The 26,313-nt window shown below is 66.2% G+C and carries 27 protein-coding genes and 2 pseudogenes; 10 read left to right on the top strand and 19 right to left on the bottom strand.

The annotated features are described in order from the left end of the window. Nucleotides 1–46: 46 nt before the first annotated feature. On the bottom strand, nucleotides 47–652 hold the full coding sequence (locus P0204_RS00140) for a PH domain-containing protein (RefSeq protein WP_276220753.1): 606 nt from the start codon (nucleotides 650–652) through the stop codon (nucleotides 47–49). Next, nucleotides 649–1,200 (bottom strand): PH domain-containing protein, encoded by a 552-nt coding sequence (locus P0204_RS00135; RefSeq protein ID WP_276220752.1) that lies wholly within the window; start codon nucleotides 1,198–1,200, stop codon nucleotides 649–651. The genes P0204_RS00140 and P0204_RS00135 overlap by 4 nt, the downstream gene beginning before the upstream one ends. A 150-nt stretch (nucleotides 1,201–1,350) precedes the next feature. On the opposite strand from P0204_RS00135, the gene P0204_RS00130 reads away from it, so the two are divergent. The 3 genes from P0204_RS00130 to P0204_RS00120 all read left to right on the top strand — a co-directional run bounded on the left by P0204_RS00130 (nucleotide 1,351) and on the right by P0204_RS00120 (nucleotide 3,765). Continuing rightward, complete coding sequence (locus P0204_RS00130; RefSeq protein WP_276220751.1) at nucleotides 1,351–1,488, top strand: hypothetical protein; 138 nt, start codon at nucleotides 1,351–1,353, stop codon at nucleotides 1,486–1,488. A 313-nt stretch (nucleotides 1,489–1,801) separates the two neighbouring features. Continuing rightward, entirely contained in the window at nucleotides 1,802–2,947 is a 1,146-nt protein-coding gene (locus tag P0204_RS00125; RefSeq protein ID WP_276220750.1) for a glutamate-cysteine ligase family protein, read from the top strand. Between the two features lie 98 nt (nucleotides 2,948–3,045). Then, the gene (locus tag P0204_RS00120) at nucleotides 3,046–3,765 is read left to right on the top strand and encodes a type 1 glutamine amidotransferase (RefSeq protein WP_276220749.1); all 720 of its coding nucleotides are present in this window, start codon (nucleotides 3,046–3,048) and stop codon (nucleotides 3,763–3,765) included. A gap of 33 nt (nucleotides 3,766–3,798) precedes the next feature. Here the strand turns inward: P0204_RS00120 and P0204_RS00115 are convergent, their stop codons facing one another. Next, on the bottom strand, nucleotides 3,799–4,776 hold the full coding sequence (locus tag P0204_RS00115; RefSeq protein WP_276220748.1) for a phosphoadenosine phosphosulfate reductase family protein: 978 nt from the start codon (nucleotides 4,774–4,776) through the stop codon (nucleotides 3,799–3,801). A gap of 131 nt (nucleotides 4,777–4,907) precedes the next feature. Here P0204_RS00115 and P0204_RS00110 point away from each other — a divergent pair, with 131 nt between their 5' ends. Beyond that, on the top strand, nucleotides 4,908–5,525 hold the full coding sequence (locus P0204_RS00110) for a stage II sporulation protein M (RefSeq protein ID WP_276220747.1): 618 nt from the start codon (nucleotides 4,908–4,910) through the stop codon (nucleotides 5,523–5,525). Between the two features lie 93 nt (nucleotides 5,526–5,618). On the opposite strand, the gene P0204_RS00105 is transcribed toward P0204_RS00110, so the two are convergent. From P0204_RS00105 to glmS, 10 genes are all read right to left on the bottom strand, one after another. Beyond that, nucleotides 5,619–6,221 (bottom strand): DUF7110 family protein, encoded by a 603-nt coding sequence (locus tag P0204_RS00105; protein ID WP_276220744.1) that lies wholly within the window; start codon nucleotides 6,219–6,221, stop codon nucleotides 5,619–5,621. Nucleotides 6,222–6,419: 198 nt separating this feature from the next. Continuing rightward, nucleotides 6,420–6,752, bottom strand: a complete 333-nt coding sequence (locus tag P0204_RS00100) for a 2Fe-2S iron-sulfur cluster-binding protein (RefSeq protein ID WP_276220743.1) — start codon at nucleotides 6,750–6,752, stop codon at nucleotides 6,420–6,422. Between the two features lie 209 nt (nucleotides 6,753–6,961). Further along, the gene (locus tag P0204_RS00095) at nucleotides 6,962–7,747 is read right to left on the bottom strand and encodes an ABC transporter permease (RefSeq protein ID WP_276220740.1); all 786 of its coding nucleotides are present in this window, start codon (nucleotides 7,745–7,747) and stop codon (nucleotides 6,962–6,964) included. Then, nucleotides 7,740–8,312 carry a DrrA family ABC transporter ATP-binding protein gene (locus P0204_RS00090; protein WP_276220798.1) on the bottom strand — a complete coding sequence of 191 codons (573 nt, stop codon included), beginning with the start codon at nucleotides 8,310–8,312 and terminating at the stop codon, nucleotides 7,740–7,742. The genes P0204_RS00095 and P0204_RS00090 overlap by 8 nt, the downstream gene beginning before the upstream one ends. Then, nucleotides 8,203–8,724, bottom strand: coding sequence for an ABC transporter ATP-binding protein (locus tag P0204_RS00085; protein ID WP_276220797.1), 522 nt, complete (start codon nucleotides 8,722–8,724; stop codon nucleotides 8,203–8,205). The genes P0204_RS00090 and P0204_RS00085 overlap by 110 nt, the downstream gene beginning before the upstream one ends. Before the next feature lie 41 nt (nucleotides 8,725–8,765). Further along, a complete protein-coding gene (citE, locus tag P0204_RS00080) occupies nucleotides 8,766–9,812 on the bottom strand; it encodes an L-malyl-CoA/beta-methylmalyl-CoA lyase (RefSeq protein WP_276220795.1) in 1,047 nt (348 codons plus the stop codon). Continuing rightward, nucleotides 9,809–10,909: a 2-methylfumaryl-CoA hydratase gene (gene mch, locus P0204_RS00075; RefSeq protein ID WP_276220737.1), complete on the bottom strand. Its 1,101-nt coding sequence runs from the start codon at nucleotides 10,907–10,909 to the stop codon at nucleotides 9,809–9,811. The genes citE and mch overlap by 4 nt, the downstream gene beginning before the upstream one ends. Further along, a complete protein-coding gene (locus P0204_RS00070; protein ID WP_276220736.1) occupies nucleotides 10,906–12,228 on the bottom strand; it encodes a methylaspartate ammonia-lyase in 1,323 nt (440 codons plus the stop codon). The genes mch and P0204_RS00070 overlap by 4 nt, the downstream gene beginning before the upstream one ends. Then, nucleotides 12,218–13,663: a methylaspartate mutase subunit E gene (locus P0204_RS00065; RefSeq protein WP_276220733.1), complete on the bottom strand. Its 1,446-nt coding sequence runs from the start codon at nucleotides 13,661–13,663 to the stop codon at nucleotides 12,218–12,220. The genes P0204_RS00070 and P0204_RS00065 overlap by 11 nt, the downstream gene beginning before the upstream one ends. Before the next feature lie 3 nt (nucleotides 13,664–13,666). After that, on the bottom strand, nucleotides 13,667–14,107 hold the full coding sequence (gene glmS / locus P0204_RS00060; RefSeq protein ID WP_276220731.1) for a methylaspartate mutase subunit S: 441 nt from the start codon (nucleotides 14,105–14,107) through the stop codon (nucleotides 13,667–13,669). Between the two features lie 120 nt (nucleotides 14,108–14,227). On the opposite strand from glmS, the gene mct reads away from it, so the two are divergent. The 4 genes and pseudogenes from mct to P0204_RS00040 all read left to right on the top strand — a co-directional run bounded on the left by mct (nucleotide 14,228) and on the right by P0204_RS00040 (nucleotide 19,291). Then, complete coding sequence (gene mct / locus P0204_RS00055; protein ID WP_276220793.1) at nucleotides 14,228–15,418, top strand: succinyl-CoA:mesaconate CoA-transferase; 1,191 nt, start codon at nucleotides 14,228–14,230, stop codon at nucleotides 15,416–15,418. 49 nt (nucleotides 15,419–15,467) lie between these two features. After that, nucleotides 15,468–17,901, top strand: a pseudogene (locus P0204_RS00050) (ATP-dependent DNA helicase). Between the two features lie 86 nt (nucleotides 17,902–17,987). Further along, a complete protein-coding gene (locus P0204_RS00045; RefSeq protein WP_276220728.1) occupies nucleotides 17,988–18,149 on the top strand; it encodes a DUF7563 family protein in 162 nt (53 codons plus the stop codon). A 50-nt stretch (nucleotides 18,150–18,199) separates the two neighbouring features. Further along, complete coding sequence (locus P0204_RS00040; protein WP_276220726.1) at nucleotides 18,200–19,291, top strand: ArsA family ATPase; 1,092 nt, start codon at nucleotides 18,200–18,202, stop codon at nucleotides 19,289–19,291. On the opposite strand, the gene P0204_RS00035 is transcribed toward P0204_RS00040, so the two are convergent. From P0204_RS00035 to P0204_RS00025, 3 genes and pseudogenes are all read right to left on the bottom strand, one after another. After that, nucleotides 19,288–20,103 carry an SDR family NAD(P)-dependent oxidoreductase gene (locus P0204_RS00035; protein WP_276220791.1) on the bottom strand — a complete coding sequence of 272 codons (816 nt, stop codon included), beginning with the start codon at nucleotides 20,101–20,103 and terminating at the stop codon, nucleotides 19,288–19,290. The two genes, P0204_RS00040 and P0204_RS00035, sit on opposite strands and share 4 nt — an antisense overlap. Before the next feature lie 54 nt (nucleotides 20,104–20,157). Beyond that, complete coding sequence (locus P0204_RS00030; RefSeq protein WP_276223294.1) at nucleotides 20,158–20,943, bottom strand: endonuclease V; 786 nt, start codon at nucleotides 20,941–20,943, stop codon at nucleotides 20,158–20,160. A gap of 2 nt (nucleotides 20,944–20,945) precedes the next feature. After that, nucleotides 20,946–21,912 (bottom strand): annotated as a pseudogene (locus tag P0204_RS00025) (rhomboid family intramembrane serine protease). Between the two features lie 107 nt (nucleotides 21,913–22,019). Here P0204_RS00025 and P0204_RS00020 point away from each other — a divergent pair. Continuing rightward, a complete protein-coding gene (locus P0204_RS00020; protein WP_276220722.1) occupies nucleotides 22,020–23,060 on the top strand; it encodes a zinc-dependent alcohol dehydrogenase family protein in 1,041 nt (346 codons plus the stop codon). A 2-nt stretch (nucleotides 23,061–23,062) separates the two neighbouring features. On the opposite strand, the gene P0204_RS00015 is transcribed toward P0204_RS00020, so the two are convergent. Beyond that, nucleotides 23,063–23,971, bottom strand: coding sequence for a response regulator (locus tag P0204_RS00015; protein WP_276220720.1), 909 nt, complete (start codon nucleotides 23,969–23,971; stop codon nucleotides 23,063–23,065). A 391-nt stretch (nucleotides 23,972–24,362) separates the two neighbouring features. Between P0204_RS00015 and P0204_RS00010 the strand changes: the two genes are divergently transcribed. Continuing rightward, the gene (locus tag P0204_RS00010) at nucleotides 24,363–24,497 is read left to right on the top strand and encodes a DUF7503 family protein (protein WP_276220718.1); all 135 of its coding nucleotides are present in this window, start codon (nucleotides 24,363–24,365) and stop codon (nucleotides 24,495–24,497) included. Between the two features lie 350 nt (nucleotides 24,498–24,847). Here P0204_RS00010 and P0204_RS20965 read toward each other — a convergent pair whose 3' ends face one another. Together P0204_RS20965 and P0204_RS20960 are read right to left on the bottom strand one after the other, a co-directional pair. Beyond that, entirely contained in the window at nucleotides 24,848–25,723 is an 876-nt protein-coding gene (locus P0204_RS20965) for a hypothetical protein (protein ID WP_336406460.1), read from the bottom strand. After that, nucleotides 25,660–26,289 carry a hypothetical protein gene (locus P0204_RS20960; RefSeq protein ID WP_336406459.1) on the bottom strand — a complete coding sequence of 210 codons (630 nt, stop codon included), beginning with the start codon at nucleotides 26,287–26,289 and terminating at the stop codon, nucleotides 25,660–25,662. Before P0204_RS20960 ends, P0204_RS20965 begins: the two co-directional genes overlap by 64 nt. Between the last annotated feature and the right edge of the window lie 24 nt (nucleotides 26,290–26,313).

Raw genomic sequence — 26,313 nt, 5'->3', positions numbered from 1 at the left:
CCGTATCGTCCACACCCCCTCGGGGGCTGTCGTCGTCGAGAAGACGCTAACTGCCTCCTGAGTCCGCGTCAGCGGTCAGCCGCCTGATCCGCCGTGTCTCTCTGAGGACGGCACGCCACTGGTCGAGCGTCCCGGGAAGGTCGTCAGTACCACCCTGAAACCGCTTTAGATACGCACTGATCTGCCGGTGAACGTCGTCGGGGTCGTCCAGCGCCCGCAGTGTGAGTTCCGCTCCCTCACTGCTGGCTGTATCGACGGTGACGGTTCCGTGGCCGAAGACGACGCCGAGCATCCACAGGTCGTAGGCGGTGTTCTGGATCTTCCCCAGTGGGAGTTCGGTCACCGTGACCGAGAGGACGCCGGTTCGGTGATAGAGCGCCCGTTCAGTCAGAACGTAGTGGGTCGTCCGTCGCCAGAGCCACACCGCTCCGGTGGGCACGGCGACCGCCAGTACCGCGATCGGGACCCCGACAGCGAGGCCACCGACGAGCGAGAGTGTCCCGGAAGCGACGAGTTCGACGGCGACAGCGGCGACGACGGCCCCAGTGAGGACACCGACGGCGAGTCCCTGGAGGACGACCCGGTTGCGGGGCCGACCCTGCCAGACGATGTGTTCGTCGCCGGCCGCCGGGAGCCACTCTACGTCGCTCATCTGTCCCGCGGCTGGTCGCCGGTCGGCGGCCGTGAGCCGTCGTCGAGCGACTGGCGGATCGCGCGGAGTTCGGCCAGGATCTCGTCGAGAACGTCGGCGGTCGACTCTTCCTCCTCGGACTCGGTCCCCTGGACCTGCGTGACACGCCGAGAGAGTTGCTTCTGGACGGCCTGTGGGTCCTCGACACCACGGAGCGTCATCTCGACTCCGGAGCCACCGGCGGTGCTGATCTCGACGGTCCCGTACCCCAGCGAACGACCGATCGGTCCCGCGGAGTAGGCGGTGTTCTGGACCTTCTCGTACTCGATCTCGGCGACCGAGCGGCTGAGGATGCCGCTTTTCTTGTAGACACCCTTTGTCGTGATGACGTAATCGGTGTGGGTCATCGTCAGGTACCCCCCGAAGATGACGAGCAGTCCCAGTCCGACGAGCGGGATCAGGAGCGCACCGACGATGTAGGTGCCGTACAGCGATTCACTGGAGGGCTGGCCCTCCCAGACGATCTCCTCGTCGTCGTCCAGTGTGAGCCAATCGTACGCGGCGGACATGGGAGAGGGTGCGCCCCGGACCGAGTTGAGTGTTTCCGTGACACGGCGTCAGGCTGTCGTCGTGACCTGCTGGAACAGCCCCAGGAGGCTGATCGCCAGGCCGACCGCCACGCCGAAGAAGCCGACGTTGCCCTACGGGTAGCCGATCGTGTGGCCGATCACGACGACCCCACCGGCGAGGATGGCCGCGGTGCCGAACGACTGGAGGGCGTAGTCGTCTATGGGGGCGACAGCGAACGCGAACGAGATGACCGTGGCGGCGACAGGCCGGTCGAACGCCGGCGGTAACCGTAGCTACGGACGGTACGTACGAAAAGAACCAGACAACCAACTATCGCGGTAATCGTTGTCCGGATGAGCGAGTTTTCCCGCGAACATGAGTTGTATATAAGGTATTGTGAAGAAATTAGTCGAAGAACTCTTACCGGAGTATCGTGGTACGATTTGACATGCACCACCGAGTGAGCGCCACACGATAACCCAGCGACCGGCGTATCACTGGTGAACGGCCGCTGCCCGCGGGCCGAGCGTCGGTTGCGGTCCCGGGTCGACGGATGGAGACCACACGCGTCCTGCGGGACGGGTGCTCGCTGCGAGACGAATGCCACAGACTGTGCCATCGAGAGATCAGATCAGACGGAGCATCGAGGTCGAGTATTGGGTGATCGACGAGGACGGGCGCCTCGTGGAACCGGAGGGACTGGTCGACGCATCCCCGGGTGCAGAACGGGAGTTCGTCCGGCCGATGCTCGAAGTCAAGACGACACCCTGCGAGACGACCGCACAACTCGAAGCGGAACTGTTCGAGCGTGTCCAGCGCGTGCTGGACCGCGCTCGTGAACTCGACAAACGGCTCGTCCCGCTCGCGACACCCCTCAACGCCGAGGAGGTCCGGGAACTCCCCAGCGAGCGGACACGGATCCAGAACGCTGTCGTCGGGACGGACTTCGAGTACGTCCGTCACTGCGCTGGGACACATCTCCACTTCGAGCAACTCCCCGGACGGAAGGTCGACCAATTGAACACGCTCATCGCGATGGACCCCGCCCTCGCACTGGTCAACTCGGCGCGGCACTTCCGGGGACAACCCGTGGCGAACGGCGCCCGGTCGAAGCTCTACCGCTGGCTCGCCTACGACGGCCTCCCGAACCAGGGCGTACTCTGGCCGTACGTCGAGGACGCTGCGGAGTGGGAGGGTCGTCTCGACCGCTGTTACGAGGCGTTCGTGCAGTCGAGCCTGGACGTGGGGCTGGACCGGGCGACAGTCGAGGATAGTTTCGAACCCGAGAGTGCAGTGTGGACCCCGGTACAGCTCCGGAGCGAGTTCGGGACGGTCGAGTGGCGCTCGCCCGACACCGCGCTACCGAGCCAGATCGTCCGGCTCGCCGACGATATCGGTTCGATCGTCGAACAACTCCGGGATGCCGACGTCGTGATCCACGACGAGACCGACCCCGACCTCGGAGCAATCGGGCCGGGCGGCGACACAGTCGGGCTGCCACCGTTCCAGACTGTCGTGGACCACACCGAGGCCGCGATCCGGGACGGCCTCGACTCCCGGGCGCTCCGGTCGTACCTCGGAACGTTCGGGTTCGATCTCTCGGCGTACGAGCCACTGTCCGGGGCGATAGAGCAAGAGACGGTGACGGTGAGCGAAGCACGGGACCGCCGGCTCGCACAGGCCGACAGACTGGAGCGTGATATCGGGGGGTCGGGACCGTCCAACAGCGTCTCTAGGAGGGTCTGATCCGTGAGACGGGACGGAGACCACACTGTCGATCACCGGTGTGGCAAGTTGTGACAGAACACCGGGTCACTTGTGCGTCGAGATCGTAAGCACAGCCGATGCCCTCGCCACGGCTCGCACTCCTGAATGCCGCACACGCCGCCGAGGACACCCGACGCAACTTCCGGCGTGAGATCGACGCCGAACTCGTCGAGTACCACTGTCCGTCCGGCGAACTGCCCGAGACGTTCGCCTTCGACGGATGCGTCGTGACCGGCTCGTCGGCCTCGGTCTACTGGGACGAGCCCTGGATCGGGCGGCTGAAAGAGTGGGTCGGCGAGGCCATCGAGACTGGGATGCCGTTTCTCGGTGTCTGTTACGGGCACCAGCTCCTGGCGAACGTCCTCGGGGGCCGTGTCGAGCCGATGGGGGAGTACGAAATCGGGTATCGGACGGTCCAGCAGGACGGGCGAAACCGGCTCCTCGAAGGGGTCGACGACGACTTCGTCGTCTTCACGACACACTCCGACAGTGTCACCGAAGCACCACCCGGAGCGACGGTGTTCGCCCGGAACGACTACGGGATCCACGGGTTCCGGAAGGGCCGTGTCTTCGCCGTGCAGTTCCACCCGGAGTACGACAGAGCGACCGCCCGTACCGTGACCGAGGGGAAAGATGACCAGTTGACCGACGAACGGATCGCTGCCGTGCTGGACGGGATCACCGACGAGAACTACGACGCCGCCTGCGAGGCGAAACAGTTGTTCGATAACTTCCTCGCGTTCGTCAGAGAGGTCGGGCGGGAGACGGACCGAGCCGTGCCCGACGACACCGACTGACCGCGCGGCCGGATCTCGACAGGGCCGGCAAGCTTACATGTAGCCGAGATCGCGCAGGCGCTCCATCAGGTCCTCTTTGTCCTGGGCGCGGCCGGCGCGCTCGGTCGTGTTCGCCATGTCCTGGAGCCACGCGGGCTCTTCGGCGGACTTGTCCGTGCTGACCTCGCTCCCCAGCGATCGGAAGCCAGCGAAGTACTTCGGCGAGACGGGAACGTCTTCCTTCTCGATTCCCTCGGGCAGGTCGTCCTGCCCCTGCGGGACGTAGCCGTCGTCGGGGTACCCCTCGACGGTGTCCGGCACGACGAAGTTCCAGAAGGCTTCCCAGACGTCCGGCTCTGCGAACTGAAGGATCGACTGGACGCGGTCGTGGGGCGGGTAGATGTCGGGGTCGTGGCGCGGCGAGAAGAACGTCTCGTCGGCGCGGGACTCCTGTTCGTCCCAGCGGATACCCGAGATGATACCGTCGACGTCGTGCTCCTCGATGGTGTCGTTGAGCGCGACGGTCTTCAGCAGGTGGTTGCCGACGTACGTGTCGAGCAGGAACGGGAACGTCTCTTCCTCGTATTCGAGGATGTTCCGGATGTGGTGCTGGTTGTGTTCCGAGAGGGCGTCGACGGGGATATCGTCGCCAGGTTCGAGGCCGTTCTCGTCGACGTAGTCGCCGACGTCGGTGTTGCGAGCCCAGATGACATCCAGATCCCACTCCTCGGCCCAGTGCTCGACGAACTCGATGAGTTCGTCGAAGTGCTGATAGTGATCGATGAACACGACCGGCGGCACTTCGAGATCGAAGCGGTCCGCGACCTCCTTGACGAAGTACAGCGTGAGCGTCGAGTCCTTCCCGCCGGTCCACATCACGACGGGGTTCTCGTACTGTTCGAGGCCCTTTTTGGTGACCTCGATGGCCTTCTCGATCTTGTGGTTGACTGTCGGGTAGTCCGCTGGCGACTCGCCCTCGCCGTCGCTGTAGTCGACGTCGAGATAGTCCGGGAACTCAGTTGTCTTGGACATCGTGTAATGAGATATAATTAGACGTAGTAAGTATTTTTTGTTCCGTCGACAGATGTGTGAGCGGGAGGCACGCGTCGTTGGGCGGTAGACCCCGAAACCTATAGCTGTCTACGACGTATTCCGAGAGCGTAATGTACGGGCCGCAGTCCTCTCCCGGCGAGATCGCTCGGCGGTGGCTGGCGCTGTACGTCCCCGCTGCGGCGTTGATCCTCGGTGGAAGTACGCTGTTGGGGTTAGTGCTTGGTAACGCGATCCCGCTGGATGCGCTCCCTGCCGGGGGCGGGGCCGGGTCGACCCCCTTTCTCCCGTCGGAGATCACCACCGTCTCGATCGCCGTGAACAATCTGACGGCGGTGTTCGTCATGTTGCTCGGGGCCGTCTCGATCGGTATCGTCACGATCCTCGGCCTGGTACTGAACGGGCTTCTCATCGGTGTCGTCGTCGGACTCGCCGGTCAGGAACTGTCGCCGATCGTGATCCTCGCGCTGCTTTTGCCACACGGTATCATCGAGATCCCGGCGTTGCTCGTCGTCGCCGCGATCGGACTCCGCTTCGGTCGCCTGACGGTCCGCTACATTCGCGGGACCGAAGCCGAGTTACTGACCGAACGAGACCTCAGAGAGGCGGGATGGCTCGTCGCCGTTTCCTGTCTGCTCATCGTCGTCGCCGCCTACATCGAGGCGAACGTCACGTTCGCGATCGCCGAGCGTGTCGCCGACGGGTCGCTCTCGGGACTCCCATCGTCGTGATAGCCACGAGTGGACGGGTCTCGATACTGAACGAGAACGTCGCGGAGACCGTCACCGAGCGACAGAGCGAAAAGCCGACCAGAGGAGGGCGTCTCAGTTGATGAACTCGTTGTCGCGCCAGTTGACGCCGTCTTTATCCTCGTCGTCTCGTGGCTCTTCGGCGACGTTGATGACAGCAGGGCGCTCTTCCCCGTCGACGATCCGTACCGCTTCCAGTTCCTCGTCGACGGCGGCGATCGCTGTCAACGTCCCTTTCTCGGCGATCTTGGCGACCTCACAGAGGACCTCGAACATCTCGTACTGGAGCGCGGTGTTCTGGAGCACCGTCTCGCGATCCCCCTTGAAGCAGGCGTACTCGACGAGTTCCGATTCGATCTCTTCCTCTTCCTCTTCGAGAGCTCCCCACTGTGGCCCACCGCCGGTACTTCCGGTGCTTGCCGCGCCGGGCGGCCCCATCTCGTCGGGGTCTTCCTCGTAGACACGGTTTTCGGTGACGCTGGCTTTGAGCTGTGCAGTCGGCGTGTACTTGCTCATGCTGTCGTCGTCCGCGACGGCACTGACGATGAGAGTGTTGTTCCGTCGGGTGATGTCGACGTCAGCGACGCCAGGTGGCAGGTCTGGATCCTCAAAGAAATCGTAGGCGTCTTCGAGTGGCAGTTCGAGTGTCGAATGAAGTCTGTATACGCGGCTGGTCATAGTTGGGAACGTGTGTGGGTGGTCGACGGCCGTCCGCTGACGCTACAGTCAGCATGATATACGAGACACTCGCTTATATCATCTGTCCTTCGCAACTCGACCGACACGAACAGGCAAGAACCGAACGGACACGTCGATCGACCGCCGAAGAGTTGCTACGTACGTGACTTGAAGGGGAGAAACGCGACGTTCAGTCAGTTAATCGTCGGCGGCCACAGTATCGGTATCATCCGCCACACCGGCCTGATCGATGCTCGGCGGATACTCGCCACGATCCAGCACGAGATCGGAAGCCGGGCGGGCCATACACGTGAGCGCGTACGACTCCCGTTCCTGCTCTGTCAGTCCGCGTGCGGCCGGCTGGACGACCTCACCTTCGAGAATCTCGGCTGAACAGGCCAGGCACATTCCGACCCGACAGGAGTACTCCTGTGCGATACCCTCTTCGAGACAGCGCGAGAGGATCGTCTCCTTGTCTGAGACGGTGAGCTCCTCGCCTGTCCCCACGAACTCGACGGTGTAGTCGGTCATAGATGGCCGTTCGGAACCCCGGGACAAAACTCTTTATCGGTCAGTGTCCGTGGAGCGCGACGGACCGCCGTCGTCCCGCTTCGAGCGGCCGACGCGTCGACGACGGGGTCTGGATCGCCCCGAGGAGTTCCCACCCTCTGCACCGCGATCGGGGCGACGCCACTCGACAGCGAGATGCAGCAGTCGAGAGCAGTCCAGGCTCCCGGCGATCAGACCGCCTCGACGCGGCGGAACAGCGCCGCCCCCAGGGCGACCATCATCACGCTGGCGACGAGCATCGCCGCGAAGTCCAGCGACAGGGATCGCTGTGAGACACCGACCAGCGCCCCCCGAAGCCCGTCGACACCGTAGGTCAGCGGGTTGAGGTAGCCGACGACACGCAACGGTGCCGGGAGGTTCCCGAGCGGGTAGAACGCCCCCGAGAGGAATGCAAGCGGGAACAGCGCGAAGTTGACGATGAGATTGTATCCCTGGGTGTCTTTGAACTGTGAAGCGATCGCAAGCCCCAGACCGATGAACGTCGCGGCGATCAACACGAGGAACCCGACGGCGACGGCGACGCCGACTGCCGAGACCGGCCGAAACCCCAGGGGAATCGCCAACACGAGGATGAGCAGCGACTGCAACAGTGTCGTCGTCGCGCCCCCGGCGATACGCCCGACGACGATCCCGGTCCGACTGACGGGCGCGACCAGGATCTCCTTGAGGAAGCCGACCTCCCGGTCCGAGAGGACGGCCAGGCCGGTGAAAGAGGCCGAGAACAGCATCGTGAACCCGAGAATACCCGGGACGAGGTAGTCGAGGTAACTCACGCCGGCCGGGACGGAGCCGAACTGTACGTCACGGAAACCGAAGCCGAAGAACACGAGGATGAAAAACGGGCCGAGCAACAGGCCGACGACGCGGCTCTTCGCTCGCCAGAAGCGAACGAGATCCCGCCGCCAGAGGCCGTAGACGGCGACAGCCTCACGGCGGAGCCAGCTGTCTTCAGTCACTGTCGTCGCCCCCGGATTCCGTCGCCGCTTGCTGCCCGTCCGCCGCCTCTGCCTCCGTGACCGTCCGCCCGGTCAGCGACAGAAAGACCCGTTCCAGCGTCGGTCGATCCACCGAGACCGTCGTCACGTCGGTGACCCCGCTGGCAGCGGTGACCAGTGCCGCGACGCGGCTCGGCCCGTCGTCGACACCGACGTCGAGGCCGTCGTCGCGGCCGGTCAGCGACCGGACCCACGGCGTTCCCCGGACCGCTTCGGCGACCGCGTCGGGCCGGTCAGTTCCCAGTCTGACCACGTCGCCACCGAGGTCGGCTTTGAGCGACGCGGGCGTGTCCAGTGCGACGATACGCCCGTCGTCGACGATCGCAACTCGATCACAGAGGGCGTCCGCCTCCTCCATGTAGTGTGTCGTCAGAACCACGGTAACGCCGGCCTCGCGGTTGAGCCGAGCGACGTACTCACGGACGGTCTTTCGGGTGCCGGCGTCCAGGCCCACCGTGGGTTCGTCCAGAAAGAGGACGGCAGGTTCGTGGAGGAGTCCACGGGCGAGTTCCAGTCGGCGAGCCATCCCCGGAGTACTCGCCGACGCGCTTGTCGGCGTCGTCCGCGAGATCGACGAGGCCAAGGACCGTCCGGACACGCTGGCGGCGGTGCTCGCCGCTGACGCCGTACAGCCGAGCGTGAAAACGCAGGTTCTCGACGCCGGTCAGCTCCTCGTCCAGGGCCGGTTCCTGGAAGACGACGCCGATGTTCGAGCGGACGGCGTCGGGGTCGGCCACCACGTCGTAGCCGGCCACGCGGGCGCTGCCCTCGCTGGGCCGGAGGAGCGTACAGAGCGTGTTGACGAGCGTCGACTTCCCGGCTCCGTTGGGTCCGAGCAACCCGAGAATTTCGCCCCCGGAGACGGTCAGGGAGACCTCGTCGACGGCGACGAGGTCCCCGTAGCGTCTGGTCAGCCCGTCGACCTCGATAGCGTTCATACCACCCTCTCGGACCCGGACGGGCTTGAGAGTGGTCCCGGTCAGTTGAACCGGAGTTCGACCGACAGCGCCCGGTCGAGCAGGCGTTCCTCGTAGTACTCGGCAGTCTGTTCGGGATGGGTCTCGTCGACCGCCCGAACCGTCTGGACGGTGTTGGCGAAGTTCCTGTAGGTCGCCTCGTCGACCATCTGTCCGTCGACGACGACGGCTCCGGTCCCCTCGCGTTTCGCCTCGTTGAACGCCTCGACCTTCCGTAGCGCCTCCGTCAGTTCGTCGCTCCGTGGCATGTGGATGCGGTTGGCCTGGGCGGTCTGTTTCGGATGCAGCGACCACGAGCCGTCGATGCCGATCGTCGCCTCGTGTTCGACCTGGTCGGCGTACCCCTCGGCGTTGTAGTAGGTGACGCCGGCCCGCTCGTGGAACAACTGGTCGAACGGGCCGCCGATGGCAGCGACGCCGGCGGCGCTGGTCTCGTTCGAGAGCACCTCCAACAGGCCGTCCCAGCGCGGGCGGTCGCCGTCCAGCGCCCGCCCGCCCAGTTCGGCGGTGTAGTCGACCGGCCCGAATATCAGGGCCTCCAGCCGCGAGTCGGCCGCGAACTGGCAGATCTCTCGAAGGTCAGAACGGGCCGTCGCGGTCTCGAAGATGATCGCCATATCGAGCGCGCCGTCGTCCAGGCCTGCGTCGCGTTCGGCCGCTGCCAGGACGCCGGCAGCGTCGCGCACGTCGTCGATCCGTCCCACTTTCGGGACGACGAACCCGTCGAGGTGGTCGCCGACTTCGGCGGCCAGTCGGCGGACCTGCTCCCGGCCCCGGTCGCGGAACCGCTGGTCGTCGTAGGCCCACTCGACGCGGGGGAGGACGTGCCCGGCGAAGTCGGGGGCGTACTCGGGGAGCTGTTCGACCACGTTGTCGACGGCCTCGGCCTTCATCGACGGGGCGGTCCCGTCCTCGATGTCGGGGACGAGCCAGTCCGGCGTCTGGAACCCGTCGCTGGTGAGGCCGGAAGTGAGGAACTTCGCGCTGTCGTCGCGGGGGACGGCAGCGGGTGCGGTCTGGAACGTTCGGCAGAGTCGTGTGGCTGTCATCGGTGGGATCGCTGAAGCAGTGCGGTTCGCCGGCCGGAGTAGACCGGGGTGCGGTGCTGGTTGTACGCGACGTGTTCGAAGGTGACAGCGCCGGCCCGCTCGGGGCCGGCGTCGGCGTCACAGTCGAGGACCCGAGTGAACCCGTAGATCGTATCACCCAGCGTGACGAAGTCGTGGAACCGCTCGGCGTCGTAGCGCCACTCGCGGTAGGTCGCTTCGTCCGACCGGGCGTGTGCCAGCGCGATGGATCGGGTAACGTCGCCGTAGGCGACGATGTCCCCCGACGGCGAGTCGGTCATCACGTCGCGGTTGTGGTGCTGGCGGGCAGTGTTGAGCGTCGAGAGCGGGAGCCCAGAGACCAGCCCATCGTCCATCGTTCGACCGCGTTCGTGGGCGTACGCGACGGCGGCGTCGGTCTCGTCGGCCCGGTTGAGCGCGGCCCGGAACTCCTCGAAGTGACCCCCCTCGGGGGTGACAAGCGTGTCTGGAACGGCTGGACCCGCGGTGCTCTCGTCCTCGCCGTCACCGGAGTCCGTGACGGTCCCGCTCCCGTCGGTGGCGGTCGGTTCGCGCCGCGGGATCATGTTGGTTCGTTCGTAACTGACCAATCGGTCGCCGGTCTCGCGGTTCCGTCCCACCGTCTCCCAGGTGACGATCCCGTACTCGGGCCGCGACGACGACGGGGTCGTCTCGACCACCGTGGAGGAAACTGCCAGTTCTGTCCCGGGTGTCGGGCTCCGGTGGATCGTCACGTCGTCGCGGCCCAGGAAGTAGCCGCCCTTCTCCGAGAGGTCCTCGACGGTCGCTCCCATCACGCAGGCCAGGAGATAGTCCGGGTGGACCGGGACCGCCTCGAACCCCCGGTCGCGGGCGCGGTCGGGCCGCCAGTAGGCCGGGTCGTGGTTGAGCGTCTGTCCCATCCAGTCCTCGCTGCCCGCCTTCGAGAGGACGAGCCCGGGGTCGTGGGTCAGTTCGTCGCCGGGCTCGAAGAACTCGAAGTAGTGGCCCTTCTCGCGTGTCTCGGCGCGGTCCAAGAGCGTCTCGAACGTCTCCTCGTCCGAGAGATCGACAGCGTCGGGGTCAGTCCAGTCGGTCATCGGCGGGTCCCCCCGTCAGAGGCCGTCGGGCGGGTCCCGTCGTATGGTCCGTCAGCGTGTTCGCTGTCTGTGGTCTCTCCGCCTGTCCGGGCCAGCGTCCGGCGCATCTCGTTCGTCACGATCATGAACCCCTCGTCGAACCCCATACCGGGCTTCGCGAGCACTTGGGCCGCATCGGTCGCCAGCGCGACGTTCGCACAGGCACGTGCGGAGGTGGCCGTCTCGTTGCAAGTCCCGCCCAGATACGCCCGAGTGTCGGTCCCGTCACAGTACAGCACGGCCTCGGCCGAGCGGTGGATGCCGCCCAGGTCCGGCGTCTTGATCTGGACCACGTCGGCCGCGCCCGCGTCGACGAACGCCCGCACGTCGTCGAAGGTGTTGCACCACTCGTCGGCGACGATGTCGACGTCGACGCCCGCGTCGGCCAGCCCGTCCCGGAGTTGGGCCATCCGACGGATCTGGTCGGCGCGGTCGCCGGCGTCCATCGGTCCCTCGACCTGGAGCGGGTACGGCCCCGCCGCCTCGGCCAGCGACCGGAAGTAGTCGACGACCTCGTCCCGGTCGTACGGCGGTTCGAACACCTCACCGAGGATGCCGTAGACGTCGAGGTGAAAGCGTGGCGAGTACGTCGCCGGCCCCAGTTCGTCGGTCCGCTCGCGGAGCCAGGCGACGTACTCCCTGAGCCCCTCCCCGTCGGCCCCGACCTTCTCGACGCTGTTGAACAGGCCGTGCGGGAGAACGGGGACACCCTTTATTAGCATCTTCTCTGCGTTGATCCGCCGTTCGTCGCCGGACTGTCCGAACACCGGGACGGGCGATCCGGCCATTTCGGACCGGTAAGCGGCCGAGACCACGCCGGCGGGCGTCTGTCCGGTCGCCCGTGCCGCCGCGTTCAGGAGCGCCTGGGAGACGCCGTACCGGACCGCGGTGTGGAGGCGGTCGCCGTCCGAGCGAGCGGGATCGAGATCCTCGACGACGGTCGCGTTCTGGCGGAACATCGTCGCGTCCCGCCCTCGCAGTTCGTCGGCGACTTTCTCCTCGACCACGGGACGGTACTCGCTGGCCCGGAAGAGCGGGTCGCGTCCACCGGCCCCGGAGTACTGTACCGCGGCGCAGTCGCCGGTGACGACCGTGCCGTCGGCCAGTTCGAGTTCGACGATGAGCGACTCGCCGGCCTCCCGGATGCGGTCGAAGCCCGCCGTCGCGGGCTGGCCGTCGTAGTCGAACCCCTCCCGGGTCGCACCTTGCTTGATCGCGCGCTGGTCGTCGAAGAAGAACCCGGAGAGCCCGGGGACCGCGCGGACGGTATCAATCCGCATCGCCGGCACCCCCCTGGGGCCGCCCGATCAGCCGGCCGTCGCTGATGGCGTCGACGTCGTCGGCGACCATCCGGAACGACTGGTCTCTCCCCTCCGTCTCGGCGCGTTCGCCCAGCCGAGCGGCGTGTAGCTCCCTGATCTCGGCCGACAGCGCCAGGTCGCCGAACTCGAAGATCCGGACCCGGCCGTCGTCGTCACGCGCCGGCAGGACCGCGCCCGCCGCCGCGTCACTCGGGGCGAAGGGCACGTCCAGCGCACCCGAGTCGAAGGCTCTGACGACGCCCTGTGCCACGTCGCCGTCGCCGGCGTCGATGACGGCGTCCATCAGGTCGCGGGTCGCCCGCTCGATGAGCCGCTGTTCGTCGTCGATACCACCCAGGTCGATGTCCTGTTCGATGAGCATGTCGATGAGTTGTCGTGTCGTGCGGAGGCCGGCCGCGTTGGCCTCCTTCGTCGGCACTCCCTGGAACTCCTGAGGAGACTTCGTGATGACCTTGTCCGGTTGTGCGACGGCGGCCGTCGCGCCGCCGAGGCCGATGACGCCGCTGGCGCGGGCCTCGTCGGGCGGGAACCCGCCCATCCACTCGTGGAAGACAGTCGTGACCGTCACGGCGTCGGGGAGATACTCCTCGCCCAGCGAGCGCAACGCTCGCAGCGCGGCCACGTCCTGGACGAGGTTCCCGACCTGGCCGTAGCCCAGCGTCAGCGAGCGAACACCCTGCGTGGCCGCGAGTTTCCCCTCTATCAGCATGACCGCGATAGCGATACAGGGCGGGACCAGGGTCCCGGTCAGCGGGCCGAACGGCTCGCGGTTGATCGTGACGCCGCGCTCGGTGTAGGCCCCACAGAGTCGGTCGACGAACTGCCAGTGTTCGATCGTCGTCGCCAGGTCGTGGCGCTTCGTGTAGGGAATGTTGTAGGAGATCGGGCCACCCTCGAAGCTCTGGAACCCGCCGGCGAGCGTGACCATCGCCAGCAGGCGGGCGTCGGGCGTCCCGTGGCGCACCTCGATGGGGGCGTCAAGGGCCCGGACGAGCCGCCGGCAGTCCTCGACCCCGTGGTTCACTGCCGGGAAGCCGTTTAGTTCGTCGGCCTCGCCGTTTCGGGAGGCCGCGAGTCCCTCTTCCGCTTTCTCGTACTCGTTGTCCCGCGTGTACGAGTCGATCGTCGTCGGCAGGAGGTCCGCGCCGCCATCCTCCTGGAGGTACTCCAGGAGCGAGATCTGATCTTCGAGGCAGGGGACGCCGGCGCGTGGCTGGAGCAGCGGCCGATCCGCGGATTCGAGAACGGGGGCGAACTGCTTGCCGGCGGGTAGCGACTCGTGGAAGGCGACGGCCTCCTCGAAGTCGACTTCCCGGCCGGTGTGCCAGTTGTCCCGCAACTCCGATGCGATGCGCTGTAGCTCGTCGGCGGCGAGCCGGCTGTCTGTGGGCATCGCTCAGCCCTCGACGCTGACACGGTCTGTCTCTGCCGTCGTCAGCTCCAGGTCTTGGCGGAGCGCCGCGATGGCCTCCTCCGGGTCGGTCTCGGCGTCGAAGACCCGGTCGAAACCCATCCCGCGGAACGTTCGGCGGGTCTCCTCGAACTCGTCCTGACCGACCGCGAGGTTGCCGCCGACGTACGTCCAGACGTCGAGTCCGGCCGCTTCGAGGCGGTCGTGGAACCCCTCGCAGTCCTGCCGGGCGTGCCCGTACAGTGAGGAGACCAGTACAGCCTCGGCGTCGTGGGATTTGGCGGCGGCGACGAAGTCGGCCTGTGCGGTCTGGACGCCGAGGTTGACGACCTCGAAGCCAGCGGCCGAGAGCGCCTGCTCAAGAATCGTGATACCGACGACGTGTGCGTCGGAGCCGATCACGCCGAGGATGACGGTCCGGGGCATGTACCCTGTGGTGGTGGAGGGGGAGAGATAAAGTTAATGGTTTATAATGATAAAACCACCTTATACAATCTATAATGATTTATCACCAAGATTTATCAGGAGTACTCTCCTCGCTCCGCTATGGGTGCGCTTGCCGACCTTCGGGTGCTCGACCTGACCCAGGTCCTGGCCGGACCGTACTGTACGATGTTGCTCGCGGATATGGGCGCAGACGTGGTAAAAATCGAGCGCCCCGGGGGGGACCTCATCCGGTCGAACCCGCCCTACGCCGAAGATCCAGAGTCGGAAGCCTACGGCGGCTACTTCCAGAGTGTCAACCGCGGCAAGCGCTCGCTGGAGTTGGATCTGCGGACCGACGAGGACCGCGACGCGTTCCGCTCGCTGGTCGAACGGGCCGACGTGGTCGTCGAGAACTTCAAAATGGGGACGATGGAGCAGTTCGACTGTGGCTACGAGACGCTGCGGGAGCACAACCCACAGTTGATCTACTCCTCGATCCGGGGGTTCGGTGATCCGCGCACGGGCGAGACCGAACGACAGGGGCAGCCCTCCTTCGACCTCATCGCCCAGGCGCTCGGCGGCGTCATGGAGATCACCGGCCAAGAGGACGGCCCGCCGACGAAGGTCGGGCCGGGCGTGGGCGACCTCTTCACCGCCGCGCTCAACGCCGTGGGCATCCTCGCGGCTGTCCACCACCGCGAGCGGACCGGCGAGGGCCAGTACGTCGACACCGCGATGTACGACGCGATGATCTCGCTCTGTGAGCGGACGGTGTATCAGTACTCCTGTGACGGGGACTCCCCCACACGGCGGGGCAACTCCCACCCGACACTGTTCCCCTACGACGCCTTCGAGACCGCGGACGGGTACGCCGTCGTCGCGGCGTTCTCCGACGGTCACTGGCAGACCCTCTGTGAGGCGATGGAGCGGCCGGAGTTGGCTGCCGACTACCCCGACGCGGCGTCGCGGCTCGCGAACCGTGACCACCTGCGGGGAGAAATCGCCGACTGGACCCGCCAGCACGAGACCGACGCCGTCGTCGACCTGCTCGACGGTCGTGTCCCGGCTGCACCGATCCAGACGACCGCGGATATCTTCGAAGACCCCCACGTCCACGCCCGCGACATGCTCGCAGACGTCTCCCAGCCCGGTGTCGACGCGGAGATGACTGTCGCGGGCAGCCCGATCAAGATGACCGAGACGATGCCCGAACCGCGTGGTCGCGCTCCCAGGCTGGACGAACACCGGGCGGAACTGCTGGAGGACCAGCAGTCGGGAGGCGACCCGCGCCCGGCCGAGAGCGACGACTGACGGGACCGAACCCGGCGGTTCAAATACCGGGACGCCCAACCCCGTTCCGATGCGAGAGACGGCCTCGACCGGCGACCAGTCCTGGCGCGAGTACTTCGGCTTCGCGGAGCCGTACGAAAACCAGGCAGACGCCGTCGAACGCGCTATCGAGGCCGGGAAGTCCCGGGGCTTTCTCGCCATGGAGGGTCCCTGTGGCACCGGAAAGACGATGGCGGCCCTGACCGCCGGCGCCCACCTCGTCCGCGAGACGGAGCTGTACGACCGGATACTGGTTGTGACACCCGTCAAGCAACAGCTCCAGCAGTTCGTCGACGACCTGCGGACGCTCAACGCCGGTATCGAGGACCCCTGGACGGCATCGCGCTGGTCGGCAAGCGCGACCTCTGTCCGTACGGCCGCGAGGGGAAGTTCCCCGATGACGCGGGCACACACGAGCGCTGTGAGGACCTGCGGGAAGCGACCGCTCGCCTCGTCGAGGACGACGGCCGCAGCGACGGGACCGCCGTCGCCGAGACCGCGATCGACGCCGAGATCGACGACGAGGACCAGTGGTGGGACCCCAGGAAAGGACAGGACCTCGCCGCTGCGGCCCGCCCGGACGCCGCCACGCAGACGCGCCTCGGGGAGGACACGCTGGCGACTGCGGGGGCCGCTTCCCCGTACCGGCCAAGCCAGCCCAGCGCCCCCGAATCGATGGCCGAAGGCGACGATCCGCCGCTGTACTGTCCGTTCGAGGCCGACTGGTACGCCCGGAACAAAGGGTCGCCCGTCGACTTCTCGGCCGGGCCGGAGAACGTCGTCACTATCGAGGACTACCTGCCGGCGGCCGTCGAGCGGGGCACCTGCCCCCACCGGGTGATGAGTGTGATGCTGGATCAGGCCGACGTGGTCGTCGGGAACTACAACCACCTGTTCGATCCCGGTTCCCGGCCCCTGCTGTCTGGCGTGCTCGACGACTCGACGTTCGTCGTCGTCGACGAAGCCCACCGCCTCGAAGAACGGGTTCGGGACCTGCTGTCGGACCGGCTGGGCAAGCAGACGATCAAACAGGCCCGCAACGACTGCGATCTACTGGTCCAGCGCGCCCAGCAGAGCGCCGACCACAAACGGCAGGTCAGGGACGTTCTCTCGGCACGGGAGGTCCCTCTGGACGCGGTCGACCAGGCCCGGAAATTCTACGACGACCTCCTGCGGTGGCTCGACGACCGGATCGAGTCGTTCCTCGACGCCGAACACGAGGGGTGGCGGGCCGACCCGGCGACGCTCCCCGACCGGGACCGGGAGATTCCCCTCCGGGACCCCGAGGCCGTCGAACGGGACGAACTGACCGAGTGGGCCGAACGGAAGGGCTACGACGGCGGCGTCTGGCGGACGCTTGCCCAGGTCGGCGCGGCCGTCGAGGACGTCATCGACCAGTTGGGACTGACGCGCCAGCCGGTCTGTGCCGCCGTCGGTGCGCTGGCCGGCCAGTGGTGGGAACGGGACCACTCGACGTTCCTCCGGGAGATCGAACTCGAACACTCCCCCGCCGACACCCGACAGACGGACGCCGACTACGAGGCCGTCTACACGCCGGGACTGCTCTGTTACAACTGCATGCCGGCGACGGCGCTGCGGGACGTCTTCGACGATCTGGGCGGCGGTGTCCTGATGAGCGCGACGTTGGAACCGCTTGACGTGTTCACGCGGGTCTCGGGACTGGACGCGCTGGCAGCGGCCGACGGCGATGACGAGGACGCGCGCCCGGTCCGGTCGACGACCTACGACCTGCCGTTCCCGCGGGAGAACCGGGCGTCGTATCTCGTCGACGCGCGGCCCTTCACGGCTCGCAACCGCGGGGACCCCGAAGCGATGGAACCGCTCGGCGAGGAGTGGAACCGGACCCGCGACGAGTACGCCCAGGCTCTGCGGGCACTGGCGCGCTCGCCGGGCAACGTCATGATCGCGATGCCGAACTACCGAGAAGCGGCGTGGGCCGGGGCCTACCTTCGGGAGACCGTCGACAAGGCCGTCCTGGTCGACGAAGCCTCCAGCAACGAAGCAACGGAAGACCGAAAACAACGGTTCTTCCGCGGTGCGGGGAAGGTCCTGGTTACCTCCACTCGCGGGACGCTGACCGAGGGGTCGACTACGACGGCGAGAAACTGTCGACCTGTGCGGTCGTCGGCGTCCCGCTCGTGAATATCGGCTCTCCCCGCGTCCGGGCGGTCCAGCGGGCCTACGGCGACGCTTTCGGCGAGGACAACGCCTTCGAGTACGCGCTGACCGTCCCCGCGGTTCGTCGCGCTCGACAGGCCATCGGGCGGGTGATCCGGGGGACCGAAGAGGTGGGCGTCCGGGCGTTCGTCGGCCGACGCTACACCCCCGACGCACGACACTCCGTGTTTCCGTATCTGCCCGCCGGCGAGCGCGAGGAGTTCACGCGGATGACCCCGGAGTTCCTCGCGGACCAACTCGACACGTTCTGGCGTGACCGGACGTGAGCCGCTGGATTCGACAGTTGTCGCTGAATCGGAGTATGTCGCGGGCAACAGAAAACATATATTCTTTGAGGAAAGCCTTTCATGAGATGCCCGAGTGTCAGAATTGCGGTGAATTCGTGACGGAGCAGTACGTACGGGTGTTCACACCCGAGGCAACCGAGGCTCACGGGCCACGCGTCTGCCCCAACTGCGAGGACAAACTCCGGGACGGTGCCGAAGTCCGCGAAGCCCGCTCCTCCAGGCAATAACGCGGTCTGTTTTCGGGACATACTCAAGGCCAGCAGTGCCTACCTCGCGCATGGACCACGAACTCGATGTCGAAGCTGTCGATCGTATCGACGCGCCGACCGGCGTCGACGCCGCCGAGTACGTCCTCTACGGCGGCAAGGGCGGCGTCGGGAAGACGACCTGTGCGGCGGCCACGGCACTGGCGTCTGCCCGGGACGACACCGCGACACTCGTCGTCTCGACGGACCCCGCACACTCCCTCTCTGATACGTTAGAGACAGATATCCCGGCGACGCCGACCCGCATCCGCGAGGAGATCCCGCTGTACGCCGCCGAGATCGACCCCGAAGCGGCCGTCGGCGAGGGGCCACTCGGGATGGACGACGACGCGCTGGGTGGCCTCGGCCAGATGCTTGGCGGCGACGGGCCGATGGGTGGTGCCGGCCAGATGGGCGGTGAGGCCGGAGCGGGCGAAGACGTGCTCGGCGACGAGGGCGGCCTACTCGGCGGATCGATGCCCGGAGCCGACGAGGCTGCGGCGATGCGACTGCTGCTCGATTACGTCGACGACGACCGCTTCGATCGGGTGGTCATCGACACCGCACCGACCGGCCACACGCTCCGACTGCTCGAACTCCCCGAGACGATGGACTCGATGGTCGGGAAGATCCTCCAGATGCGCGAGCGGTTCTCGGGCATGCTCGGGAACCTCACCGGGATGTTCGGCGACGACGAGGAGGTCGACGCCGAGCAGGGGATCGAGGACCTCCGGGAACTGAGCGACCGGATCGAACACTTGCGGAGCATCCTCCGTGACCCGACACGGACGGACTTCCGCATCGTGATGGTTCCCGAAGAACTCTCGGTCGTCGAGTCCGAACGGTTGCTCGGTCGGCTCGGTGAGTACGGCGTCCCCGTCAGCACTGTCGTGGTCAACCGCGTGATGCAGGACCCAAGCGAGGTGCTCGGCGAAGCGGTCGACATCCCCGGGCCGAACCACGCGGAGTGTTCGTTCTGTGCGCGCCGCTGGGAGGTCCAACAGCGCGCCCTCGCCCGGTCACAGGAACTGTTCCAGGGCCACGACGTCCGTCGGATCCCGCTGTTCGCCGAGGAGGTCCGCGGCGAACGCCTGTTGAACGTCGTCGGGGCCTGTCTGGACTAACCCATCAACTGCCGGAGCAGACCGAAAGCGGTGTCGCGCCACCGCTCGGGGACGTACTCGGCGAACAAAAGGAGTTTCGCACCCTCGCCGACGGGGTAGCGCGGTTCCGGGTCGCTGTTGTTGGCCGCGTCCCGGACGGCGAGCGCGACGGTTCCGGGAGTGACGCCCAACGCGTCCTGGACGCCGGTCAGTCGGGAGTCCTCGCGTGCCCGGTAGAGCCAGTCGTAGGCGCCGCTCGCGCTCTCGGGTTCCGCTTCGGCCGGTTCCTCGCCGTCCCGGATCGGCCCGGGTTCGACCACGACGACGTCGACGCCGAACGAGTCCGCCTCGACGCGCAGTGCGTCGCTCACCCCTTCGAGCGCGGACTTCGCCGCGGCGTCGGCACCGCGACCGGGCGTCGAGAGCCGGCCCGTGATGCTGGAGACGTTGACGACGGTCCCGTTCTCGCGAGCCCGCATGTGGGGCAACGCTTCCCGAATCAGTCTGTGTGGTCCGTAGACGGCGACGTCGAACTGCTCGTGGAGTTGTTCGGTCGAGATATCCTCGACAGCGCCGAACCGGGAGATCGAAGCCGCGTTGACCAGACAGTCCAGTCGGCCGGTCTCCTCGATCAGGTCCTCGACGACCCGTTCGCACTCGCGGGCGTTCGTCACGTCTGGTTCCGCCGTGGTACAGCCCTGTTCGGCCAGGTCGGCGATCGCCTCCTCGTCGGGGGCAGTCGCCCACACTGTCCAGTCGTCGGCCAGGAACGCCTCGGCTGTCGCCGACCCCACTGCCGCGGACGCACCCGTGATCAGCACCGTCTTCGCCATTGTCTGTCCGAGGGGACACGCCGCGGGCAGTTAAGCACACCCGGTCGCCGTCGGTCACGGGACCTCGGTTTTCGCCTCGTCGGCCGCCCGGTCGGCCAGCCGAGTCGGCTCCGGGAGTTTGTACCCCGCTGCCGTCGCGAGCACCAGATCCGTCGCCGTCTCGGCGCTCACGCGGTGGCCGGGACTGACGATCAGCGGGTTGACGTGGCGGTTCGGCGAGTCGTACTGTCGCGTCTGGACGGCGTCGCCGACGTGGGTCCCTGCTGTCGCCGTTTCGATCGCGTCGTCGGCGTGGATCGGGACGCGGGTTCCCTCGGGAAAGCCGCCGTCGAGCGGTCGCTCGGGCGCGCCACAGAGGAGGTTCTTGGCGACGCCGACCGTCGGCACGTCGACGGTGACGCCGACGTGTGTCGCCAGCCCCGCCTCCCGGAAGTGGATCCGACCGCTGCCGTCGACCAGCAGGACGTCGGGGTCGTGTTCGAGTCGTTCCAGTGCTGCGAGGATCGCACCGCCCTCCCGGAACGAGAGCAAGCCAGGAATGTAGGGGATCTCGGTTCGCTCGACGGCGTGAGCCCGTTCGACGACCGCACCGCCCTGCGTGACGACCACCGCCGAGACAGCCCGGTCGTCGACGAACGCCTGATCGACGCCGGCCACCAGCGGTGCGCTCGCCGCCTCACCCGAGAGTGTCGTCTGCTCGCTGTCGCTGGACGCGGTCTCGGGATCGACCGACAGATCGTCCTCGAAGACGGCCGTCTCGGCTATCTCGCGCTGGAGCGTCTCCATCGCTTCGCGGGACAGCGACGGGTCCGGAACGAACCCGGGACGGACGACCCGCATCGTCACGGCCGCCGGCGTCCAGGCCCGCCGGGACCACCTGGACCGCCCGGGCCGCCGCCACGGCCCACCTGGAGTTGCTGTGGGACGCTCGTCTGGCCCTTGATCCGGTTCCCGTACCAGAGCCCGATCCCGAGGCCGATGAGGTGAGCGGCGTGTGCGATGTTCCCGCCGAGTAACCCGCCGGTCCCCGGTGCGAACGTTCCCAGGACACTGAGCAACAGATAGAAGCCCGTAATCGCCCAGATCGGGACCGGGATCAGGAAATACAGCAGGACACGTAGGTCGGGGTTCAAGACGGTGAGGAAGGCGAGAATCGCCAGTGCAGCGCCGCTTGCCCCGAGGACGCCGTAGCCCCCACCGGACTGGATATACTGGAGCCCGACCTGTCCCAGTCCCGCGAGCGCGCCGGAAGCGAGGAAGAAGACCGTGAACCGTTTCGACCCGAGCTGTCGCTCGACGATGCGGCCGAAGAAGTAGATGATGATACCGTTCCCGAGGATGTGGAAAGCCCGAGGGGTCGTGCGAGAAGATCGACGTTACCCACGTCCAGACGTATGCAGGGTTGTCCGGGTGGAGGACGAAGATCGACTGCCACAGCTCCGACCGGGAGTAGAAGAGGGGGTTCGAGATGCCCAGGACGAGCCGCCCGACGATGTGTTCGAGGACGAACGTGATCGCCATCGCCGCGAGGAACACGTAGGTCATGTTCCCGCGGAAGTAGCCGAACACGCCGCCGGGGCCGGTATCGATCCCGAGCCTGTCGGCGAGACCGGCCGATTGCTGGCGGCCGGGGTTGTTCACGCTGTCGTCGAACCCGCTCTCGAAGACCGCCTGCGGATCGTTCCAGTTCTCCAGGCCGGGGCAGTCGTGGGCCTCGGGGAGCCGGTGCTCCGAACAGTAGGTCCCGCCACAGTGCCCACACTGATAGGGCATACTCTCTGACTTGCCACAGGCGTCGCACTCCGACATTACCGGGGGTACGTGCGGACGGGGCAAATGAATTGTGACTGTGCGTCTCCGGACCCTGACCGGCAGGTCGCCGTCGGGCTTTTGTGGGGCGGTTCCCAACGACTGGCATGCGCGCTGCCCGCTATCACGGCCCGGGAGAGATCAGCATCGACGAGGTGCCGGACCCGACCATCGAATCGCCGACCGACGCCGTCGTCCGGGTGACACACACGGCAGTGTGTGGCTCGGACCTGTGGTTCTACCGCGGCGAAAGCGACCGCGAGGAGGGCTCTCGCGTGGGTCACGAGCCCATGGGAATCGTCGAAGAAGTCGGCGAGGAGGTCCGCCACGTCCAGCCCGGCGACCGAGTGTTCGCCCCCTTCTCGATCAGCTGTGGCTCCTGTGAGTACTGCCGGAAGGGGCTACACACCTCCTGTAAGAACGGCGGGTTCTGGGGGAGTACGACCGACGGCGCACAGGGCGAACAGATCCGTGTTCCACAGGCCAACGGGACGCTCGTCCGGGTCCCCGACCGGTACGCCGACGACCAGGACGTGCTGAAGTCGGTCCTCCCGCTGACGGACGTGATGTGTACCGGCCACCACGCGGCGGTCAGCGCCGGCGTCGAGGCCGGCAGCACGTGTGCGGTCGTCGGCGACGGCGCGGTCGGGCTCTGTGCCGTGCTGGCAGCCAGACGACTGGGAGCGAACCGCATCGTCGCGCTGGGCCACCACGAGGACCGCCTGGAGATCGCGGAATCCTTCGGCGCGACGGACACCATCTCCGCTCGGGGCGAGGCTGCCGTCGAGGAACTACGGGCGCTCACCGCCGGCGGCGTCGACCACGCCATAGAGTGTGTCGGCATGGGCGCGGCCATGGAGACCGCGATCGACATCGCCCGGCCGGGCGGGACCGTCGGCTACGTCGGCGTCCCCAACGGGGTCGAGGACGGCGACCTCGTCGATTCGCTGTTCGGAAAGAACGTCACGCTCGCCGGCGGTATCGCCCCGGTTCGCGCCTACGTCGACGACCTGCTGGAGGACGTCCTCCAGGGGACGCTCGATCCCTCACCGGTGTTTACGAAGACCGTCGATCTCGAAGGTGTTCCCGAGGGATACCGCGCGATGGACGAGCGGGAGGCGATCAAGGTGTTCGTCGATCTGACCTGAGGTCAGTCTTCGACGGCCCGGAGGACGCCGATCCAGGCCGGTTCGCCGTCGTACTCGATCGAGCCGCCTGAGACCTCGGCGGTCACTGTCTCCCCGCCCTCGCGGACACCCGTGAACTCGGTGTCGAACGACTGCGGATCGTCGTCCTCGGCGCCACGAACGGCATCAAGGAAGCGTTCGCGGTCCTCCGCGGTCGTCAGCCGCTCGGGACTGGCGCCGATGAGTTCGTCCTGCGTGTAGCCGAACGTCTCCGCGAGTTTCTCGTTGACGTAGACGAACTCCCGGTTCTGTATGATACAGACCCCGGCAAGCTCCTGCTCGACGAGTCGCTGGTACCAGGACAGCGCGTTCCAGAACTGCTGTTCGGTTCGGTACTGCTCAACCGCGTTCTCGACCCGGTTTGCAAGCACCTCGTACTGGTCGGTGCCCATCTCCTTTTGCATGTAGTCGGTGACACCAGCAACGATCGCCTCGCTTGCGATCTCCTCACTTCCTTTCCCGGTAAAGAGGATAAAGGGGAGTTCGGGGTACTGCTCGCGGACGATTTCGAGGAACTCAAGCCCGTCGGTGGTGGGCATCTGGTAGTCGCTGACGATACAGTCGAACTGCTCGTCGCTGAGCCTGTTCAGCGCGGCGACGACGCTGGTCTCGGTCACGACGGTGAAGTCATCGTTGATGCGTTCGAGAAACGTCTCGACGAGGTTCCCGATCTGTGGATCGTCGTCCACGTGAAGGATGCGGGTGGCCTCTCTGTCGTCGATCTTCGCCAGCGGAATCGGGACCTCGGTCCGTGTCGGATCGGGCGAGTCGGACGATTCGGTACGGATCAGCGGGACGGAGCGGTCGCCGGTGGCGGAGCTTCCCCGGAGGACGGACCGGGAGAGGTCGACAGTCGTCTGTCGGTCCGGCATTATCGACCCATCCCCAGCAGCTGATTCAGGGCGTCTCGCCGTCGGAGCTGGCCCCGAACTCCTGTCGGGACCACACCGCGCTCGGAGGTGTGCCGTCTGTTCATCGATGCGTGACTCTACTACCGTACAGAGTTGCTAGTTACAAAACGATACTGGTGGTCGCTATTATATATCGCTCCGCTATCATTCCCGGCAACCCAGCGAGGGGCGGTGACAGTCCGGGCAACAACACGCGTCGGTGACCGCCCTGAAACGCACTCTCAGCGCCGGAGCCGCCCCGTTGATAAATAAGCACGTATCTCAGAGTTGATTAATCGTTAATCTTATCTATAATATGTACGTTCTATTCAAATATTTTTACATATCCTCCCCCTGACAGAGTTCCTGTATCATGTCCGATACCACCATGAAGGAGTACCTGGCTGACCACCCACGAATGATCGGCGCACTGTTCACCATCCTGCTGTTGCTGTCACAGGCTGGGAACGTGGCCGCGAACAACGGTGCGACCATCAGCGGCCCGTAGTAGCATTCATAAAGACGGCGTGAGACGATGCTCCGGTTCGCGGTTCTCGCTCGTCCACCGGATGAAACGCTACAACAACTCCCGCAGTTCTGCTGACGTGCTCCAATATAGTTTATCGGCTATCCGCACAGGTACCTCTTCTGATTCAGAAAGCGTAGGAGCTCGTCGTGCGATACGTGGAACGTGTCTATCGATCCAGAGCTTAGGAAGTATTTCTGATTGTCGTCAACGAACGGCATGAACACGCTCCTGAGTCCTGTCGTCAGTAGCATAGGTAACTATCTCGGCCTCGTAACCAGCGTCGCATTCAGTGATATCGAGTAGGTTCGGTGTCCCGCTCGGAGCCTGTGTCACCGTGATTCCGCCGTCACCGACGACGATGTACTGCCCACCCATCGGACTGACCTCACGGGAGACGGTGAGGGCGGTCCGGCAGGGAACCCGCTGTTGAGCAGCCGGGCGGTCGAACTCCCGATCTCGATGGCGGCGTCGTTGAGGATCTCGTTGAGGGTGACGATCCCCCCGATCGCGCCGTTCTCTATGAGCGTGAGCCCCTGGTGATAGGAGTTACACGCGTTCAACAGGAACGTATCGACGCCGACGGTGTCGACGGTCGCGGCGTCGAGTTTCCCGTCCTCGCAGGTGAACCCCTCGTGGTCGGTGTGGCCGATGTAGTGGAAGAAGTCCGTCTCGGTGGCCATCACGTCGGCCAGTTCGTCGGTCGTCAAGTTCTCGCGGACGGTCACGTCGAACGGAAGGTCGGCGCGGTTGCCGTACACCTCGTCGGCGACGCGGCGCTCCTGGTCCATCCGGGCGTCGTTCTGGACGACCGTGATCGAGATATCGCCGGCCGTCTCGTCGCGATCGAGGCGGTTGCGGAACGCGTCTGCGGTCAGTTTGCTCGCGCCGATAGGGATGCTATCGCCGATCCAGGCCTGTTCGAGCGTGTCCGCCGACCCCGGTTCGACGTACTCGGCCTCCGTGTCGGTTCCGGTGCTGGTGGATCGGGTGATAACGTCGTCCCGGGTGAACTCCCCGTCGAGTTCCGCGGGCACACTGGGTTCGCTGGGGCCGGTCCCCTGGCGCGTCCGGACGATCGCGAGGTCGTCGACGACGAACGGAAGCTGCTCGGCGTTCGCCGCGACCGGGTCGATATGGGTCGTCAACCGCCACTCGGGAACGTGGTCCGCGACCAGTTCGTAGGGAACGTCGAGATACGCCGCCACCTGTTCGGTGAGCGGACGGTCGTACAGCGTGGCGAAGTCGATATCGACGAGGGTTCGATCTCCCGGCGCTCGTGTAGATCGAGTTCGTAGTACCCTTCGGTTCTGGTGACACAGTCGAAGAAGAACAGTTGTTTGAGCGTCTGCTCGACCGTGCGTTCGTATCCGTCTGGTCCGGAGAGGGAATACTCGAACCCGTCGTCGGTCGTCAACCGCGGCGTCGGCGCCGGCTCCAAAGAGGCGCCGAGGTAGTACGCGAGCGGTGCGGCGACGAAGGCGGCCGAGAGCGTCGGCGGGAGTTCGAGGGTGATCCCCGTCTCCGGGCGCGTGATCGTCTCGGGGATATCGAGTGAGTCCCCGAGTTCGAGCGCCGGCGGGTGTCCCCGAAGCGTCGGGTACGACCGCTCCGGATCGGTCGTCTTGAGCGCCGAACCGAACGTCTCGATGGCGGCCAGCATATCCATCGGGTCAGTCGTCGTCGTCACCGTGGCGGCCGGCCGCTCGTGGCGCGAACGTGCGCCGACCGCCACGGTCGTCGGCGCGTCGAACTCGATGCGGGTCTGGTCCATGTCGACGCTGACCTCGACGGCCGC

The organism is Haloarcula halophila (genome assembly GCF_029278565.1).
Lineage (GTDB): Archaea > Halobacteriota > Halobacteria > Halobacteriales > Haloarculaceae > Haloarcula > Haloarcula halophila.
The sequence above is the reverse complement of the archived record's forward strand: the minus strand, read 5'-3'. Positions and strand labels throughout refer to the sequence as shown.

Coding starts and splice junctions, on each gene's coding strand:
- P0204_RS00140 (WP_276220753.1), bottom strand. CDS start 652: ATGAGCGACGTAGAGTGGCTCCCGGCGGCCGGCGACGAACACATCGTC.
- P0204_RS00135 (WP_276220752.1), bottom strand. CDS start 1,200: ATGTCCGCCGCGTACGATTGGCTCACACTGGACGACGACGAGGAGATC.
- P0204_RS00125 (WP_276220750.1), top strand. CDS start 1,802: ATGCCACAGACTGTGCCATCGAGAGATCAGATCAGACGGAGCATCGAG.
- P0204_RS00120 (WP_276220749.1), top strand. CDS start 3,046: ATGCCCTCGCCACGGCTCGCACTCCTGAATGCCGCACACGCCGCCGAG.
- P0204_RS00115 (WP_276220748.1), bottom strand. CDS start 4,776: ATGTCCAAGACAACTGAGTTCCCGGACTATCTCGACGTCGACTACAGC.
- P0204_RS00110 (WP_276220747.1), top strand. CDS start 4,908: ATGTACGGGCCGCAGTCCTCTCCCGGCGAGATCGCTCGGCGGTGGCTG.
- P0204_RS00105 (WP_276220744.1), bottom strand. CDS start 6,221: ATGACCAGCCGCGTATACAGACTTCATTCGACACTCGAACTGCCACTC.
- P0204_RS00100 (WP_276220743.1), bottom strand. CDS start 6,752: ATGACCGACTACACCGTCGAGTTCGTGGGGACAGGCGAGGAGCTCACC.
- P0204_RS00090 (WP_276220798.1), bottom strand. CDS start 8,312: ATGGCTCGCCGACTGGAACTCGCCCGTGGACTCCTCCACGAACCTGCC.
- P0204_RS00085 (WP_276220797.1), bottom strand. CDS start 8,724: ATGAACGCTATCGAGGTCGACGGGCTGACCAGACGCTACGGGGACCTC.
- citE (WP_276220795.1), bottom strand. CDS start 9,812: ATGACAGCCACACGACTCTGCCGAACGTTCCAGACCGCACCCGCTGCC.
- mch (WP_276220737.1), bottom strand. CDS start 10,909: ATGACCGACTGGACTGACCCCGACGCTGTCGATCTCTCGGACGAGGAG.
- P0204_RS00070 (WP_276220736.1), bottom strand. CDS start 12,228: ATGCGGATTGATACCGTCCGCGCGGTCCCCGGGCTCTCCGGGTTCTTC.
- P0204_RS00065 (WP_276220733.1), bottom strand. CDS start 13,663: ATGCCCACAGACAGCCGGCTCGCCGCCGACGAGCTACAGCGCATCGCA.
- glmS (WP_276220731.1), bottom strand. CDS start 14,107: ATGCCCCGGACCGTCATCCTCGGCGTGATCGGCTCCGACGCACACGTC.
- mct (WP_276220793.1), top strand. CDS start 14,228: ATGGGTGCGCTTGCCGACCTTCGGGTGCTCGACCTGACCCAGGTCCTG.
- P0204_RS00045 (WP_276220728.1), top strand. CDS start 17,988: ATGCCCGAGTGTCAGAATTGCGGTGAATTCGTGACGGAGCAGTACGTA.
- P0204_RS00040 (WP_276220726.1), top strand. CDS start 18,200: ATGGACCACGAACTCGATGTCGAAGCTGTCGATCGTATCGACGCGCCG.
- P0204_RS00035 (WP_276220791.1), bottom strand. CDS start 20,103: ATGGCGAAGACGGTGCTGATCACGGGTGCGTCCGCGGCAGTGGGGTCG.
- P0204_RS00030 (WP_276223294.1), bottom strand. CDS start 20,943: ATGCGGGTCGTCCGTCCCGGGTTCGTTCCGGACCCGTCGCTGTCCCGC.
- P0204_RS00020 (WP_276220722.1), top strand. CDS start 22,020: ATGCGCGCTGCCCGCTATCACGGCCCGGGAGAGATCAGCATCGACGAG.
- P0204_RS00015 (WP_276220720.1), bottom strand. CDS start 23,971: ATGCCGGACCGACAGACGACTGTCGACCTCTCCCGGTCCGTCCTCCGG.
- P0204_RS00010 (WP_276220718.1), top strand. CDS start 24,363: ATGTCCGATACCACCATGAAGGAGTACCTGGCTGACCACCCACGAATG.
- P0204_RS20960 (WP_336406459.1), bottom strand. CDS start 26,289: ATGGACCAGACCCGCATCGAGTTCGACGCGCCGACGACCGTGGCGGTC.